This is a genomic window from Streptomyces sp. NPDC004134, from assembly GCF_042874195.1.
Taxonomy (GTDB): domain Bacteria; phylum Actinomycetota; class Actinomycetes; order Streptomycetales; family Streptomycetaceae; genus Streptomyces.
In genome coordinates, this window is the sequence record NZ_JBIAMS010000050.1 from 1 (window position 1) to 15,995 (window position 15,995).

The window sequence follows — 15,995 nt, forward strand, 5'->3', positions numbered from 1 at the left end:
GCGCGGTGAAGACTCGACACCTCCACCACACCGGAGGTCTTCGCCATGATCAATACCCACGACCGTTAACAACGCTCGTGATCAATACACCTAGGGCGTGTCCGCGATGTCAGGGGAGCCAGAGTCGTAGGCAGGCGATGGTGACGAGGCTTGATAGCGGTCATGTCGCCGCGCGGGGCCCGGCCGACCTGGGGTTCGGGGCTGGTCGTGCACGGTCCAGAGCGAGCGTGGAGCCGCCGCGATCGCCAGCCCCAGGACGTCGACGGCGAGCCCAAGCTTGCGCCCGGGCACCTTCTCCGCGGCATCGCGCCCTGCCGTGGCCGCCGGCGTGCCCCGCCGGCTGGCGGCGCAGTTCGGCGTACGGGCCGCGGCCGGCGAACAGGCAGCGGGTGATGTGCTCGACGATACGACGAGGAGGTCAAGAGACATCGGTACGGTGGCCGGTGCTAAAGATTGTTGAATGTGGGTTCAGCGATTGATCGAACTGACCGGGTGGGAGCCGCTCGGGATCTCCGTCGACTGGGCGGCGATCGAGGGAGAGCTGGGGGTTCCGCTGCCGGCGGACTACAAGGAGCTCTACGAGGCGTTCAGCGGCGGCGTCTTCAGTGATTCCGTCTACTTCCTGGGGCGCGACGAGGGCGTCTCGTTCGACTTCCTGACACAGTGGCGGGTCGCTCTTTCAGTCGACCGGGACAGCAAGCTCGGCAGCGTCTCCGCCGTCGATCCGTATGCGATCTACGCGCCGGGTGGCAAGGGGCTGGTTGAGTGGGCCTCGACTGAATGGGCCGACGAGTACTTCTGGCTGATCGATGCCGAGCGGTCGGGTGAGTACCCCATCCTTGCGCGGTCCCATGACGGCGGCGCAGGAGACCGGTACGACATGTCCACCTCTGAGTTTCTCTACCGCATCCTTGCCGACGCCGATTTCGAACCATGGGGGATCGCGAAGTACGACCTGGGTACGGCGTTCGAGCCCGGCTCCGGCGGCACCTTCGACCTGCAGCCGCTCTGACAAGGTCGCCCCACGTTCGCGGACACGACAGTGCCATCGAACTGGACGGGGGCCGGCGCGACGACGGCCCCCGTCCTGGCCCAACGCAGCAGACAGCGCCATACGCGCAGCTTCATGCAAGTGGCGGGTGCGGTCGTGAGTGCGGCTCGAGGCGCAGGCATTGGGCTTGCCCGTGTATGGCCCGACAATGTGAAGAGCCGACCCAGGACGCTGGCACCGCAGCACGCAGAGCAACTGAACGAACGGCGAGCTACTGGTCCCAAGCGGTACCGAGTGCCAGGAGGCGCTCGCGGTACTCGATGACCTCGACCCACGCCGGCGGCCAGGCCGCCGCGCCGTGGCACGCACCGGCAAACGCTCCGGCCAGGGCGGCGATCGAGTCGGAGTCGCCGCTGGAGTAGGCGCCGCGGCGCACGGCGGCCGGCGGGTCGTCGGGGTGCTGGAGGAAGCAGAACAGCGCGGTGGCGAACGCCTCCTCGGCGATCCAGCCCTCGCCGGTGGCCAGGCAGGGGTCGGCGTCGGGATCGGCGTCCGGCAGCGCGGCCTCGACCCGGTCCAGGACCGTCAGGCACTCCTGCCAGCCGCGGGAGATGAAGGAGATACGGTCCGGATCCTGGGCGTGCTCGGCCAGGTCGCCCAGCCAGTCGGCCCGGTACACCGCCCGGTTCGCCTTCGCGTAGGCGCGCAGCAGCGACAGCAGCTCCTGCGGGGCCGTGCCCTGGGCCAGCAGGTGGACGGTGTGTGCGGTCAGGTCGCTTGCTGCCAGCGCGGTGGGGTGCCCGTGGGTGAGGCCCGACTGCAACTGCGCTGCGCCGGAGCGCTGTTCAGCGCTGAGTCCCGGGATCAGGCCGAGCGGTGCGACCCGCATGTTCGCCCCGCAGCCCTTGGACCCCACCTCGCTCGCCCGCTGCCAGGCCCCGCCCCGCTCCAGCGCCTCGCACGCACGCAGGCAGGTACCCCCGGGGGCCCGGTTGTTCTCCGGCGAGTGATACCAGCTCAGGAAATGCGCCCGGACCGGCGGCTCCATGCGCTCGGCGGTAAGCGGGCCGGCGGCCAGTGCCGTTTGCAGCGCCTCGCCTAGCGCGAGCGTCATCTGCGTGTCGTCGGTGACGTAGGCCGTGCCCGAGGAGACCGGCAGCGGGAGCGAACGCCACTCCCCGAACTTCGCCTCGATCTGGGCGAGGGTGTTGAACTCGGTGGGGAAGCCCATGGCATCCCCGATAGCCAGCCCCAGCAATGCCCCCGTCGCGCGCTTCATCCCCTACCCACCCCATCTTCGTTCCGGTCCACCAATCCTAGGAGGGCCGGCCGGCGGCGCCAGCCTGGTCTACCAGCCCGCACAGCGGGCGCCATCGCCCCCCTTGAAGGGCGGAGCCGGTGCTGCGGCTTCCGACCGGAGGGCTCGCCGCCGACGCCGGAGCGCGCCGCGGTCCTGAACGAGTCCGGGCTGCGCTGGGCGTAGCGAAGCGCGTCGGATGCTTGGTGAGGGTCGGGTGGCTCGTCAGCCCTTGGGCCCTCCCGGCCCGCTCGGTGTCGGGTGGGCCGGGAGGGGGTGGGTCAGGTGAGGGTGGCGCCGTAGGCGGTGAGGATCTCGTTGATCGGCTGGACGAAGGACGTGCCGCCCGAGGTGCAGTTGCCGGAGCCGCCTGAAAGTATCCCGACGGCCAGCGCCGTCGTGCCGTCCCCGGTGAGGGTGAACACCGGCGAGCCGCTGTCGCCCGGCTCGCAGCAAAGGGTGGTGCGGATAAGCCCGCTGACGATCGATTCGCCGTAGTTGACGGTGACGTTGAGGCCGGTGATGCCGCCGCCGTGACAGCCGGTGGTGCTGCCCGCCAGCGAGACGCTCTGGCCGACAACGGGATTCGCCGGGCCGGTGATGTCGATGATCGTGCCGTTGCAGTTGACCGTGCCGGGCCGGGGCACCGCGGGGTTGGTGTAGCGGACGATGCCGTAGTCGTTGCCCGGGAAGCTGCTCCCCGCGGTCGGGCCGACGAGTGTGGTCATCGACGAGTTCGTGTACCAGGTGGGGAAACTGGTGGTGCAGTGGCCCGCGGTCACGAAGTAGTCGCCGCTACCGACCCGGACGTTGAAACCCGCGGTGCAGCGGCCCGCGGCACCCCAGACAGGTTCGCCGCCCTGGAGGTGCGGCCGGAAGATACCGGGGGTGCGCTCGAAGGTCAGGGCATCGGCCTGCGCGCCCGCGCTCCTGCGCAGCTCGGCTATCTCCGCGGCCGACACCCGCTCGTCCACCGTGACCAGGACGGTGCCGGTCGCTTGGTCGATTCCCCAGGCCGTTCCGGCGATGTCGGAGGCGAGGACAGCGTCGCCTGCCGCTGCGAGTTCGGTGGTGCTGAAGGCTGGCGGCTGGGCCTGCGCCGCCTGCGGGCCCGCCAGCCCCAGACCGGCCGGCAGGGCGAGCACGGCCAAGGCGGTCAGGGCGGTCACGGGCCGCCGGAAACGCTGAGCCGTACGCCTGAGGGGATTGGTGCGCTCAGTGCTCACGTCTACCTCCCGCGAGGAGTCGGAAATGGGTGGACCTACCACGCATGACTACATGTCCCTGACAAACAGGATTCTCCCACCATCACCCGGCGCTCCCAAAGCCGCCTTCAAGCCACCCCACACAACCGAACCGGCGGCGAGGGAGGCGGCCCTGACCCTCGCAGACCAGGAGGTGCATGGGGCTACCGGGGGGCGCGGCGACGGTTTCGCCGTCCTGGCGTAGTAGCGGGTGCCGGTGAGGTGCCGTCGGCATTCGTTGCCCTCGGGCGCGTAGAGGACCGCGGTGTTGTCGCTGCTTGGTGCGCGGCGACACGCGCGTATCGGTCGGCAACACCCCCGCTCGCGATGTTTTGTCGTTAATGTCCGTACCGGGTGATGGCGCACCTCGCGCTCGCATGGTGCGGTCACCGAGGTTTCGCCTCGCGCAGCGTGGTGCCCGCTGCGCTGGCACCGATGCCGGAGCGCCCGGGAGGTGGCTCATGGAACACCGGATCACCCTTCGGGTGGACGGCACGGAAAGGTCCGTGACGGTCGACGTGCGCACCACGCTGCTCGACGCGCTGCGCGAGCGTCTGGGGGTGACGTCGCCGAAGAAGGGCTGCGATCACGGTCAGTGCGGCGCCTGCACGGTGCTGCTGGAGGGCCGGAGGCAGCTCAGTTGCCTGACCTTCGCCGTCGCGCACGACGGCGACCGGGTGATCACCGCCGAGGGGCTGGGCGAAGCGTTCGGCGACGGCGGGGTGCACCCGGTGCAGCGGGCGTTCATCGAGCAGGACGGCTTCCAGTGCGGTTACTGCACACCCGGCCAGATCTGCTCGGCCGTCGGCATGCTCGACGAGGCGGAGGCCGGCCACCCCAGCCACGTCACCGGAGACCTGACGCCGCCCGCCACGCCCGGGGGGGCCGTGCCGCTCGACGACGAGGAGATCCGCGAGCGGATGAGCGGCAACCTGTGCCGTTGCGGCGCGTACGTGAACATCCTCGCCGCGCTGCGCGAAACCGTGGCGGCGCCCCGGGGTGCCTCGTGATCCCCTTCGGGTACCAGCGGGCCGCTCACGCCGAGGAGGCGGTGGCCGCCGTCGCCGCCGACCCGCACGCCGTGTTCCTCGGCGGCGGCACCAATCTGGTCGATCACATGAAGCTGGGCGTCGCCGCGCCGCAGATGCTCGTCGACGTGTCGCGACTGCCCCTCGCCGAGGTGGAGGAGGTGCGCGGCGGCGGGCTGCGCATCGGCGCGACGGTGCGCAACAGCGACCTCGCCGCCCATCCCCTCGTACGGGAGCGGTTCCCGGCGCTGGCCCGGGCGCTGCTCTCGGGCGCCTCCGGGCAGCTCCGCAACGCCGCGACCACCGGCGGGAATCTGCTGCAGCGCACCCGCTGCCGCTATTTCCAGGATGCGACCACGTCGTGCAACAAGCGCGAGCCCGGGTCCGGTTGCGCCGCGATCGGCGGCTGGGACCGCCATCACGCGGTGCTCGGCGCCTCCGAGCACTGCATCGCCGTGCACCCCTCCGACATGGCCGTGGCCCTCCTCGCCCTGGACGCGACGGTGCACGTGCTCGGCCCGGACGGGGCCCGCACGCTGCCCCTCAGCGAGTTGCACCGGCTGCCGGGGGACGCGCCGGAGCGCGACACGGTACTGGCGCACGGCGAGCTGATCACCGCCGTGGAGCTGCCGCCCGCGAGCGGGATGACCCGCAGGTCCACGTACCGGAAGGTGCGAGAGCGCGCCAGCTACGCGTTCGCGCTGGTGTCCGTCGCCGCCGCGCTGGATCTGGACGACGACGCCGGCGTCGTCAGGGACGTGCGGATCGCGCTCGGGGGCGTCGCCCACAAGCCATGGCGCGCCCGGCGGGCGGAGGACGCGCTGCGCGGTGCGCCCGCAACAGAGGAGTCCTTCCGCCGGGCCGCCGAAGCCGAGATGGCCGCCGCCGAGGCCCTGAACGGCAACGCGTACAAGGTGCCGCTGGCCCGCAACACCATGGTCAGGGTCCTGCGAACCCTCACGGAGGGATGGCGATGACGACACTTCGCCCCCGCGCCGTCGGCACGCCGTTGGCGCGTCTGGACGGCCCGGCCAAGGTGACGGGGACCGCCCGCTACGCGTTCGAGCATCCTCTGGATAACCCGCTGTACGCGCATCCGCTGCAGGCCACCGTCGCCCGCGGCCGGGTGAGCACCGTGGACGCCGGGGCGGCCGAGGGCTGCCCCGGCGTCGTGGCGGTCCTCACCTGCCACGACGCGCCCCGGCTGGAGGACACCGGCGACCGGGAGTTGGCGGTGCTGCAGTCCGGCCGGGTCGGCTTCCGCGGCCAGTTCGTGGGCGTGGTGGTCGCCGAGAGTCCGGAGACCGCCCGACACGCCGCCTCCCTGGTGCGGATCTCCTACGACGAGGAGGAGCCGGACGTCGAGCTGCGCGCCGACCGCGACGACCTGTACGCCCCAGACGTCGTCAACCCCGCCTTCGCCACCGACACCGACCAAGGCGACGTAGACGCGGCAATGGACCGGGCCGCGGTCACCGTCGACGTCACGTACACGACGCCGATGGAGCTCAACAACCCGATGGAGCCGCACACCGCGGTCGCCGTGTGGCAGCCGGACTCCGCGGTCCGGCTGCTGCTCTACGCCTCCACGCAGGGCGTGCACTCCGTACGCACCACCCTCGCCCCGCTGTTCGCGCTCGAGGCCGATCAGGTGCGGGTGATCTCCCCGCATGTCGGCGGCGGATTCGGCTCCAAGGGCATGCCGCACGCGCACGACGTGCTGGCCGCACTGTGCGCCAAGGCGGTGCCGGGCAGGCCGGTGAAGCTGGCCCTGACCCGCCAGCAGATGTTCACCCTCACCGGGCATCGCACCCCCACCATCCAGCATCTGCGGCTGGGCTGCGACGCGGAGGGCCGGATCACCGCGATCACCCATCACGCGGTCGAACACACCTCCCGCATCAAGGAGTTCGCCGAGCAGACGGCCACCGGCACCCGGATGATGTACGCCGCGCCCAACCGCCGTACCTCGCACCGGCTGGCAGCGCTGGACGTGCCCGTGCCGTCCTGGATGCGGGCACCCGGTGAGTGCCCGGGCCTCTTCGCGCTGGAGTGCGCGATGGACGAACTGGCCGTCGCCTGCGGCCTGGACCCGATCGAGCTGCGGGTGCGCAACGACCCGCCGCAGGACCCGGAGACAGGACGCCCGTGGTCCGGGCGGAAGCTGGTGGAGTGCCTGCGCGAGGGGGCCCGCCGCTTTCGCTGGACCGAGCGGCCCGACGCCCCCGGCTCCCGCCGCGAAGGGCGGGAGCTGGTCGGTCTGGGTGTGGCCTCGTCCACCTATCCCTACTACGCGAGCCCGGGTTCCGAGGCGCTCGTCGCCTTCGACGGCGACGGCCGCTGGACGGTACGGATCGGTGCGGCCGACATCGGAACCGGCACCTGGACGACGCTCACCCAGATCGCTGCCGACGCGCTGGACGCGGCGACGGACGACGTGACCCTGCTCATCGGGGACACCGCGCTGCCGCCGGCGACGGTGGCCGGCGGCTCCTCCGGCCTGGCCTCCTGGGGCTCCACGGTGGTCGAGGCCGTCCGCACCTTCCGCCAGGAGCACGGCCACGACCCCGCTCCGGGCGCCGAATCCCGCTCCGGGATGCCGGAGAACCCGGACCGGGAGAAGTACGCGCTGCACTCCTTCGGCGCGCACTTCGCCGAGGTGCGGGTGGATGTGGACACCGGCGAGATCCGGGTGCCGCGGATGCTCGGAGTCTTCTCCGCGGGCCGGATCGTCAACCCGCGCACCGCACGGTCCCAGTTCCTCGGCGGCATGACCATGGGCTTGTCGATGGCGCTGCACGAGCACGCCGTGCTGGACCCCCGCACCGGGCACGTGGTGAACAACGACCTCGCCGACTACCACATCGCCGCGCACGCGGACGTCTGCGACATGGACGCCGTCTGGCTGGACGAGGAGGACCCGCACGCCAACCCGATGGGCACCCGCGGCATCGGCGAGATCGGCATCGTCGGCTCGCCGTCCGCCGTGATCAACGCGGTGTTCAACGCGACCGGGGTACGCGTGCGAGACCTGCCGGCGACACCGGACAAGCTGCTCGGAGCCTTGGACACCCTGCGCGGCGCATGACGGCCGTACACCGCGCCGGGCCGAGGCGGCCGACGCGGAGGCCCGGGGTGCGCGTGCTGCGGCGGGCTCGGAGAAGCCGGGCAAGGACGTGGCCTCGCGGCCGGGGTCCGGTGTACGCCGGCCTCATCCCGCGGTCCGGACCGCGATGCCCGGAGGCGCCTGGATCGTCGGGGTGCCGTCGGCGGACAGGGCGATCTCCAGGGGGGCGCCGGCGAGTTCGAGGCCCGTGACGCGGAGCGGGAGGAGGGCTCGGGGGACCTGCGGGGAGACCGTCAGCGTGGCCTGGGGAGCGTCGGGGGTCAGGCCCAGCAGCGACTGGAGGACGAGGACCGCGGACGCCGCGGCCCACGCCTGCGGGCGGCACGCGGCCGGGTAGGGGACGGGACGGCTGCCGGAGTCCGCGCCGTAGCCGGCGAACAGCTCCGGCAGCCGGGCGTCGAAGTCGCCCGCGGCGCGGAGCAGTCCGGTGGCCAGGGCCGCCGCGGGCTCGGGGAAACCGGCGCGGGCCAGGCCGTGCACGGCGATGGCGGTGTCGTGCGGCCAGACCGAGCCGATGTGGTAGCCGAGCGGGTTGTAGCCACCGGAGTCGCTGCTGAGCGTACGCAGCCCGAAGCCCGAGTCGAGGTCGCTTCCGGCGAGCCGCTTGGCCAGCAGCGCGCTTTCCTCCGGATCCAGCAGGCCGGTGCCCAGCAGATGCCCGAACCCCGACGTCACCGAGTCCACGGGGCGCTTGTCGCGGTCCAGCGCGACGGCGGGGTACGGGCCACGGGCGTCCTCGACCCAGAACGCCTCGCGGAACCGGGACTTCAGGCGCTCCGCCCACTCCTCCCAGCGCTCCGCGCCCGGGCGGCCGAACGCACGCAGCAGCGCGGCGCCGCCCTGGGCGGCCTCGTAGGCATAGCTCTGTACCTCGCACAGGGCGATCGGCGGCTCCGCGAGCCGGCCGTCGCGGAACCGGATGCCGTCGCCGGAGTCCTTCCAGCCCTGGTTGGCCAGGCCCGTGCCGGCGGTGTCGACGTACTCCAGGAAGCCGTCGCCGTCGGCGTCGCCGTACTCGCTCATCCAGGCCAGGGCCCGCTCGGCGTGCGGCAGCAGCGCCTCGACCTCGGCCGGGTCCAGGCCCCAGCGCCAGGCGTCGTGCAGCAGAGACACCCACAACGGGGTGGCGTCCACCGTGCCGTAGTACACGGGCGGCAGCGACGCGGACCTGCCGGACAGGCGCAGGCCCGCGCGGCGTACCTCGTGCAGGATCTTGCCCGGCTGCTCCTGGGTGGCCGGGTCGGTCACGGTGCCCTGGCGGCGGGCCAGGATCCGCAGCGTGCTCGCGGCGAGCCGGGTGCCGAGGGGCAGCAGCATGCGCGCGGCCCACAGGGAGTCGCGGCCGAAGAGCGTGGCGAACCAGGGGGCCCCGGCCGCGAGGAACAGGTCGTCGGGGCGCCGGGGGTCGGCCAGCAGCAGCCGTTCGAGGTCGGCGTGGGACCGGACGAGCCAGACGTCGAGTCGGCGGTCGGCGCTGCGTACGCGGGGGGTGCGCCAGGGTGGGGTGCCGGGGGCCGCGGCGGGGAACGGCTCGCCCTCGGCGTCCTCGGCGGTGCATACGAGGTCGGCGTCCCAGACGTCGCCGGGGGCCAGCGTCACGTCGTAGTGCAACCGGCCCCCGGAGGCCCCGGCTTCGATGCCGGTGGGCGCCGGGGAGCCGGTCAGCCGTACCGTCACGGTGGCGTCGGTCCAGACGAGCGTGGTGCCGGTGGCGACGTCGATCGTGGCGGCGGCCGGGGCCGGCGGCCGGCCCGCTTTGACCTGTTCCATGGTGGCCAGGTCGGTGCCCGCGTCCACGGTCAGCCGGATCAGCGCCGGGATGCGGCCGGAGTTGCGCACCCGCAGTGACTCGGTCAGCCGGCCCGGGGCGGTGGCGCGCCGCCGCTCCAGGACGACGGCGGGGTCGGCGGTGGTCTCGGCGACCCCGCGCAGCACGGTGCGGAACAGCGCCCGGTCCGCGCCCTCCAGCCCTCCCGAGACCGGTGCCGCGGGTACGCCGTCGGCGGTGACCGACAGCCGTGCCAGGGCGCGGCGTTCGCCGTGGTAGAAGCCGTCCGCGCCGTCGTGCAACTGCCCGTCGGGCCGGGAGACGGCGAAGGCCGGCGCATGGAGCGTGACGACGCGGTCGTGCAGGAAGGGCTGCAGGCCCGCGTGGGAGGCCGATTCGACGCCGGTCCCCTCCGGGGTCTTGACACTCATCTCAGGTGAGGACCAATCTCTGAGGCATTGGAGCGTTCCAAGAAATGTAGGCGCAGTTCAAATGGATCACAATCCTTTGGATCGCTCCAACCCGCGGTGCTTCAGCGGCCTTCACGGGGCTCCGCGGACTGTCACCGGGAGCACGGCGCAGAAGGGACAGCCATGGCAGAGCTGTCGGGCCAACGGGCGGGAGCGCCCCAGCGGGCAGGGACGACCGGGAACGTGACGCTGGCGATGGTCGCCGCACGCGCGGGGGTCTCCCCGCAGACGGTCTCCAACGCCATCAACTCCCCCGACCTCCTACGCCCCGACACCCTGGAGCGCGTACGCCAGGCCATCGACGCCCTCGGCTACCGCCCCCACCGCGCCGCGCAGACCCTGCGCACCCGCTCCAGCAAACTCCTCGGCTACGGCATCCAGCCCGTGCCGCCCGGCACCGCCACCCCGGTGCTCGATCACTTTCTGCACGCGCTCTCCCAGACCGCGGACGAGGCCGGCCACCGCATCCTGCTCTTCGCCGCGCCCACCGGGCCCGGGCTGCTGGAGGCGTACCAGGAGCTGCTGGACACCCACAACGTCGACGGCTTCGTGCTCAGCGGCACCGCGCACGGCGACCCCCGGCAGGCGTGGCTCGCCGGGCGCGGCGTGCCGTTCGCCGCGTTCGGCCGGATGTGGTCGGGGCGGAAGGTCGGCGACTGGGTCGACATCGACAACGCCGCCGGCACCGACGCCGCGGTCGACCACCTCGTCGGCCTGGGCCATGTGCGGATCGCCTTCCTCGGCTGGCCGCGCGGCTCCGGCACCGGCGACGAGCGGGCCGCGGGCTGGAAACGCGCCCTGCAGCGCCACGGGCTGCCGGTCCGCGGCCGCCGCGCGGAGAGCGAGGACGACGTGGAGGCCGCCCGGCACGCCGCCGGTCCGCTGCTCGACGCCGGCGCCACCGCCGTCGTGGCGGCCAGCGACACCCTGGCCGTCGGCTGCTACCGGGCGCTCGCCGACCGCGGCCTCAGGCCGGGCGCGGACGTGGCCGTCACCGGCTTCGACGACACCCCCGCGGCGCCACTGCTCACGCCGAGCCTGGCCAGCGTCGCGCAGCCGCTCGACGCCGCGGGCCGCGAGTGCGTCCGACTGCTGCTGGCCCGTATGGCCGACCCCGACCGCGCGCCCGAACGGCTGCTGCTGCCGCCCTCGTTCGTCGTCCGCGACTCCGCGGGCCCCGCCGCGGCGCCGGCCCCGCGCACACGCCACTGAGCCGTACGGCACCGAGCTGCACCCCCCGCGTACCTCCCGCGTAACTCCCCCGCACCGCATCGGCGCACAGCACCCTCCCCGCATCCCGAGCCGCAACCCGAAGGACTCCCCGATGAAGAACCGCACCCCTCTGGTCGCCCTCGCCGGCGGCCTCAGCCTCCTCGTCGCCACCGGTTGTTCCTCCGGCTTCGGAGACGACGACAACGAGCAGGACACAGGCGGAAAGCAAGAGCTAACGGTGCTCATCGCCTCCTCCGGCGCGGCCGAGACGAGCGCCGTGGAGAAGGCCGTCGCGGGCTACGAGAAGTCCTCCGGCAACGATGTCCGCGTACAGGCGGCGAAGGACATGAACCAGCAGCTCGGCCAGGCCCTCGCCGGCGGCAATCCGCCCGACGTCTTCTACGTCGCCTCCGACCAGTTCGCCAACTACGCCTCCGGCGGCTCCCTCTTCCCGTACGGCGACAAGGTCGAGAACGTCGAGGACTTCCCGGAGGCGCTGCGGCAGTCGTTCTCGTACGACGGCGATCTGACCTGCGTGCCCAAGGACGCCAGCTCCCTGGCCCTGGCCGTGAACCCGAAGCTGTGGAAGGCGGCCGGGCTCGCCGAGGCGGACTACCCCACGAGCTGGGCCGAGTTGGAGAGCGTGGCGAAGAGACTCACCCGCGGCGACGTCACCGGGCTGGTGACCAGCGAGGAGTACCAGCGCCTCGGCGCGTTCATGAAGCAGGCGGGCGGATGGATCACCGACGTCGAGCAGACGGAGATGACGGCCGACTCCCCGGAGAACGCCGAGGCCCTCGGATTCGTCAAGAGCGGGCTGCAGGACGGCTGGTGGAAGTACGCCAAGGACGTCGACGCGCTGAACGCCGGTGAGGCGTTCGGCCAGGGCAAGGCGGCCATGACCATCGAGGGCAGTTGGTTCGCCGGGCAGATGGAGCACGACTACCCGGACACCGACTACCGGCTCGTCGAACTCCCCGGCGGCCCCGCGGGCAGCGGCGACCTCGCCTTCAGCACCTGCTGGGGCGTGGCACAGGACGGCAAGCACCGCGCCGCCGCCGTGGATCTCGTGCGGCACCTCACCGCGCCGGAGCAACAGGCCGCCATGGGCGAGGGCTTCGGCGCCATCCCCGCCCGGGAGAGCGCGGCGGAGACGTACTTCGGCGACCACCCCGACCGCGAGCCCTGGACCCCCGCCGGCGAGGGCATGCAGGGACCGGTGACCGTCCAGGGCATGGACAAGGTGCTCGCCCAGCTCAACAGCGAGCTGCTCGGGCTGAAGGGCGCGGACCCGGCGGCGATCCTCGCCGACCTGCAGCGCAACGGAGAGCCGGTGATAGAAGAGAGCACGAAGTGAGGCGCAGGGCCACCGTTCACGACCGCGAGCGTCTGTGGGGCTGGCTGTTCGTCAGCCCCATGGCGGTTGTCCTCGGGCTGTTCCTGGCTCTGCCCGTGTTCATGGCGATATGGGTGTCGCTGCTCGACTGGAACGGCCAGTCCAACCCCTTCACCGGCGGCGAGGCGGACTTCGTCGGCCTGGACAACTACCGGGCGCTGCTCACCCAGGACGGCCTGGACCGTACGCTGTTCGCGACCTCGCTGCGGAACAACGCGTACTACGTCCTGCTGGCCGTGCCGCTCGCCACTTCGGCGGGGCTGCTCCTCGCGCTGGTCGTCAACCAGCGGGTGCTGAAGGGCCGCGGGCTGGCGCGCACCACGTTCTACTTCCCGTCCGTCACCAGCTCGATCGCCGTCGCCACCGTGTTCCTCTTCCTCTTCCAGGGCAGCGGGGCGGTCAACAACCTGCTCTCCTGGGTCGGCGTCGAGGGACCGAACTGGCTGAACGACCCGCGCGGCGTGACCTGGGTGCTGCTCGGCGGGCTCGGCCTCGTCGACCCCGACAATCCCAGCGCGTCCCTGGCGGCGCACGACTTCCTCGGGCTGCCGCTGACCGAGTGGCTGGCCGGGCCTTCGGTGGCGCTGCTCACCCTGGTGCTGATGGCGACCTGGACCACGTCCGGCACCTTCATGCTGATCTTCCTGGCCGCGCTGCAGAACATCCCGCGCGAGCTGGAGGAGGCCGCGGCGCTCGACGGCGTGGGCCGTCGCCGGATGCTGTGGCACGTGATCCTTCCGTCGATCCGCCCCGTGGTGTTCCTGGTCCTCACCCTGGCGCTGATCGGCAGTTGGCAGGTCTTCGACATGGTCTACGTCATGGGGCAGGGCTCCCCCGCCAACACCACGCTCACGCCGGCCTTCCTGTCGTACAGCTCGGCCTTCGACAGCGCCGACTTCGGGCAGGGCGCGGCGGTCGCCTTCCTGCTCTTCGCGATCATCCTGACGCTCGTCCTGCTGCAGCGCCGGCTGCTGCGAGAGCGCGGCCCCGGGCGGGACCGGCTCAGGGACCGAGGGCGGCGGGGCACCTCGCAGAGGAGCCGCGCATGACCGCCACCGACACCACGCCTCGCGCCGCGGAAGGCGCCCGCACCAGGGCCGGGGAGCGCACGGCTCACGGGAGGTACGTACGTCGCCTGCGTCTCGGCACCCGCGTGCCCGGCCGGCGGCACCTCACGGGCGACACCCGGGACGGGCGGCCGGTCCTGCCCCGGTTCCCGCGGCCCGCGCGTCTGGTCGGGTACGCGCTGGTCGCGTGCCTGGCGATGCTGTACCTGCTGCCCTTCCTGCTCCAGATCTCGAACAGTTTCAAGACCGAGGCGGACGCGGCCGCCGACCCGCTGGCGCTGTGGCCGTCGACGCCGACGACGGCCACGTACGAGCGGCTGTTCGGCCTGGGCGGGGAAGCGGACAGCGTGCCGTTCACGCGCTGGCTGGCCAACTCCACGCTCGTCACCGTGCTGATAACGGCGGGGCGGGTGCTGTTCGACTCCATGGCCGGCTACGCGCTGGCCCGGCTGCGGTTCCCGGGCCGGGCGGTGCTCGCCGGCTTCGTCCTGGCGGTGATGGCGGTGCCCGGGGTCGTCCTGCTGATTCCCAGGTTCCTGGTGCTCAACAGCTTCGGCATGTTCGACACCTACTCCGGGATGGTGGTGCCGCTGCTCGTGGACGCGGCCGGGATCTTCATCATGAAGCAGTTCTTCGAGACCGTGCCGCGCGAACTGGAGGAAGCGGCGCGAATCGACGGGGCGGGGGTGCTGCGCACGTTCTGGTCGGTGGTGCTGCCCATGGCGAGACCCGCGCTGATCACGCTGACGATCCTGTCCTTCCAGGGCTCCTGGAACGAGTTCACCCACTTCCTGGTCGCCACGCAGTCCGAGCAGTACGAGACTCTGACGACGGGGCTGGCAAGGTTCGTCTCCGGCGGCCTCGGCGGCGGCAGCCAGTTCCCGGTGAAGCTCGCGGCGGCGGTGCTGTCGACCGTGCCGGTGGCGGTGCTGTTCTTCTTCTTCCAGCGCCACTTCATCCGTGGCGCCAACGCCGGCGCGGTCAAGGAGTGACCCGGGTACGCGCAGCCCGCGACCCCACGCGGATCAGGCCGGAGCGCGGCGGGACCTGCCGGCCCGTCGTGGCGTCGGCCACGGTGCTCGGCGTCACCGGGATGCGAAGTCCGGCGCGTGCGGCACGGCTCGATTCGCTGTGCCCACGCCGCCGTCTCACACGCTGATCACTTCGATCCCGGCGTCGGTGAGGCAAGCGATCATTTCGCCGGAGGCCGCTGAGTCGGTCACCAGGACGTCGATGCGGTCCAGGCCGCAGATCCGCGCGAACGCCCGCCGCCCCAGCTTCGAGGAGTCGGCGGCCACGATCACCCGGTGGGCGCGTTCGGCGAACAGGCGGCTGATACTCGCCTCTTCCTCGTGGTGGGTCATCAGTCCCAGGTGGGAGTCCACTCCGTCGACGCCGAGGATCGCGACATCCAGCGCCACGTCGCTCATGACGCCGCTGGCCAGCGGGCCGACGAGTTCGTATGTCTGGGGCCGCGCGACGCCGCCGGTCAGCACCAGCTTGATCTGCGGCCGGACCGCCGCTTCGCTCGCGATGTTCAGGGCATTCGTCACCAGGGTCACGCTGGGCGCCGGCGTCCCCGCAACGTGCTCGGCGCCGTCTCCTGCTGCCCGGATGATCAGTGCGCGCGCCACCTCGGTCGTGGTCGTACCGCCGTTGATGCCGACCACCACCCCCTGGCCGATCAGATCGGCGACCGCCTCCGCGATACGGCGCTTCTCCGCGGCATTGTGCACGGACCGGTAGCGGAGCGGCAGTTCGTAGGACACTCCATGGGCGATCGCTCCGCCTCGGGTACGCACGAGCAACTGCTGCTCAGCCAGCTCGTCGAGGTCTCGGCGGATCGTCGCCGCCGAGACCTCCAGCGCCGATGCAGCCTCCTCCACCTCGAGCCGGCCGTCTTCGGCCAGGTGCTGCAACAGCCTGCTCCACCGGTCGTGCTTGGACATCCCACCGCCCCTTCTCGCGACAGTCCGCCGAGCATCGTAGCCCCGTGCGCAAGTACACGATCACGCAACGTGGCCCCCTCCCCCGAGCCGCCGTCGGCCCGTCAGGTCACAGTTCGGGGTGACATCTGGACGAGGGGCATCTGCGGATGCATACTCACGCCACACAGGGTGCGCGATACTGCTCTGAGAGCGCCAGGTTCAATCAACTTCAAGCATCCACGCGAAAAGTGTTCCCACGAAGGTGGCGTCAGAGATGCGCAAGAGCACGATCAGGATCCTCACGGTCTGCGCTGTCGGTGCGCTGGGCCTCACGGCATGCGGTGACGACGGTGGCGGCGGCGACGGTGGCGGCGGGACGACCACCATCAAGTTGGTGGCGGCTGATTACGGGGACAAGGCGTCGAATGCGTCCAAGGTGTACTGGGACGATGTGGTGAAGCGGTTCG

Annotated in this window: 12 protein-coding genes and 1 pseudogene; 9 read left to right on the forward strand and 4 right to left on the reverse strand. The window is 71.9% G+C overall.

Features of this window, described 5'->3' with window-relative positions; all coding sequences use genetic code 11:
- Positions 1-475: 475 nt before the first annotated feature.
- Positions 476-1,012 (forward strand): SMI1/KNR4 family protein, encoded by a 537-nt coding sequence (locus tag ACFYVJ_RS34560; RefSeq protein ID WP_388900420.1) that lies wholly within the window; start codon positions 476-478, stop codon positions 1,010-1,012.
- A gap of 250 nt (positions 1,013-1,262) precedes the next feature.
- Here ACFYVJ_RS34560 and ACFYVJ_RS34565 read toward each other — a convergent pair whose 3' ends face one another.
- Positions 1,263-2,270, reverse strand: coding sequence for an ADP-ribosylglycohydrolase family protein (locus tag ACFYVJ_RS34565; protein ID WP_388900423.1), 1,008 nt, complete (start codon positions 2,268-2,270; stop codon positions 1,263-1,265).
- A gap of 299 nt (positions 2,271-2,569) precedes the next feature.
- Complete coding sequence (locus tag ACFYVJ_RS34570) at positions 2,570-3,514, reverse strand: S1 family peptidase (protein WP_388900426.1); 945 nt, start codon at positions 3,512-3,514, stop codon at positions 2,570-2,572.
- A 479-nt stretch (positions 3,515-3,993) separates the two neighbouring features.
- Between ACFYVJ_RS34570 and ACFYVJ_RS34575 the strand changes: the two genes are divergently transcribed.
- Genes ACFYVJ_RS34575 through ACFYVJ_RS34585 form a run of 3 tightly spaced genes read left to right on the forward strand, consistent with a single transcriptional unit; the run spans position 3,994 to position 7,648 of the window.
- The gene (locus ACFYVJ_RS34575; RefSeq protein WP_388900429.1) at positions 3,994-4,542 is read left to right on the forward strand and encodes a 2Fe-2S iron-sulfur cluster-binding protein; all 549 of its coding nucleotides are present in this window, start codon (positions 3,994-3,996) and stop codon (positions 4,540-4,542) included.
- Positions 4,539-5,537: an FAD binding domain-containing protein gene (locus tag ACFYVJ_RS34580; protein ID WP_388900431.1), complete on the forward strand. Its 999-nt coding sequence runs from the start codon at positions 4,539-4,541 to the stop codon at positions 5,535-5,537. Before ACFYVJ_RS34575 ends, ACFYVJ_RS34580 begins: the two co-directional genes overlap by 4 nt.
- Positions 5,534-7,648 (forward strand): xanthine dehydrogenase family protein molybdopterin-binding subunit, encoded by a 2,115-nt coding sequence (locus tag ACFYVJ_RS34585; protein WP_388900434.1) that lies wholly within the window; start codon positions 5,534-5,536, stop codon positions 7,646-7,648. The genes ACFYVJ_RS34580 and ACFYVJ_RS34585 overlap by 4 nt, the downstream gene beginning before the upstream one ends.
- Positions 7,649-7,771: 123 nt before the next feature.
- On the opposite strand, the gene ACFYVJ_RS34590 is transcribed toward ACFYVJ_RS34585, so the two are convergent.
- Positions 7,772-9,886 (reverse strand): glycogen debranching N-terminal domain-containing protein, encoded by a 2,115-nt coding sequence (locus ACFYVJ_RS34590; protein WP_388900436.1) that lies wholly within the window; start codon positions 9,884-9,886, stop codon positions 7,772-7,774.
- A 162-nt stretch (positions 9,887-10,048) separates the two neighbouring features.
- On the opposite strand from ACFYVJ_RS34590, the gene ACFYVJ_RS34595 reads away from it, so the two are divergent.
- From ACFYVJ_RS34595 to ACFYVJ_RS34610, 4 genes are all read left to right on the forward strand, one after another.
- Positions 10,049-11,137 (forward strand): LacI family DNA-binding transcriptional regulator, encoded by a 1,089-nt coding sequence (locus ACFYVJ_RS34595; protein ID WP_388900439.1) that lies wholly within the window; start codon positions 10,049-10,051, stop codon positions 11,135-11,137.
- Between the two features lie 112 nt (positions 11,138-11,249).
- Positions 11,250-12,494 carry an extracellular solute-binding protein gene (locus tag ACFYVJ_RS34600; protein WP_388900442.1) on the forward strand — a complete coding sequence of 415 codons (1,245 nt, stop codon included), beginning with the start codon at positions 11,250-11,252 and terminating at the stop codon, positions 12,492-12,494.
- Entirely contained in the window at positions 12,491-13,582 is a 1,092-nt protein-coding gene (locus ACFYVJ_RS34605; RefSeq protein WP_388900444.1) for a carbohydrate ABC transporter permease, read from the forward strand. Before ACFYVJ_RS34600 ends, ACFYVJ_RS34605 begins: the two co-directional genes overlap by 4 nt.
- A complete protein-coding gene (locus tag ACFYVJ_RS34610) occupies positions 13,579-14,592 on the forward strand; it encodes a carbohydrate ABC transporter permease (protein WP_388900447.1) in 1,014 nt (337 codons plus the stop codon). Before ACFYVJ_RS34605 ends, ACFYVJ_RS34610 begins: the two co-directional genes overlap by 4 nt.
- Before the next feature lie 156 nt (positions 14,593-14,748).
- On the opposite strand, the gene ACFYVJ_RS34615 is transcribed toward ACFYVJ_RS34610, so the two are convergent.
- Entirely contained in the window at positions 14,749-15,549 is an 801-nt protein-coding gene (locus tag ACFYVJ_RS34615; RefSeq protein WP_388900451.1) for a DeoR/GlpR family DNA-binding transcription regulator, read from the reverse strand.
- A 253-nt stretch (positions 15,550-15,802) separates the two neighbouring features.
- Here ACFYVJ_RS34615 and ACFYVJ_RS34620 point away from each other — a divergent pair.
- A pseudogene (locus ACFYVJ_RS34620) lies at positions 15,803-15,995 on the forward strand (sugar ABC transporter substrate-binding protein); the annotation flags it as partial.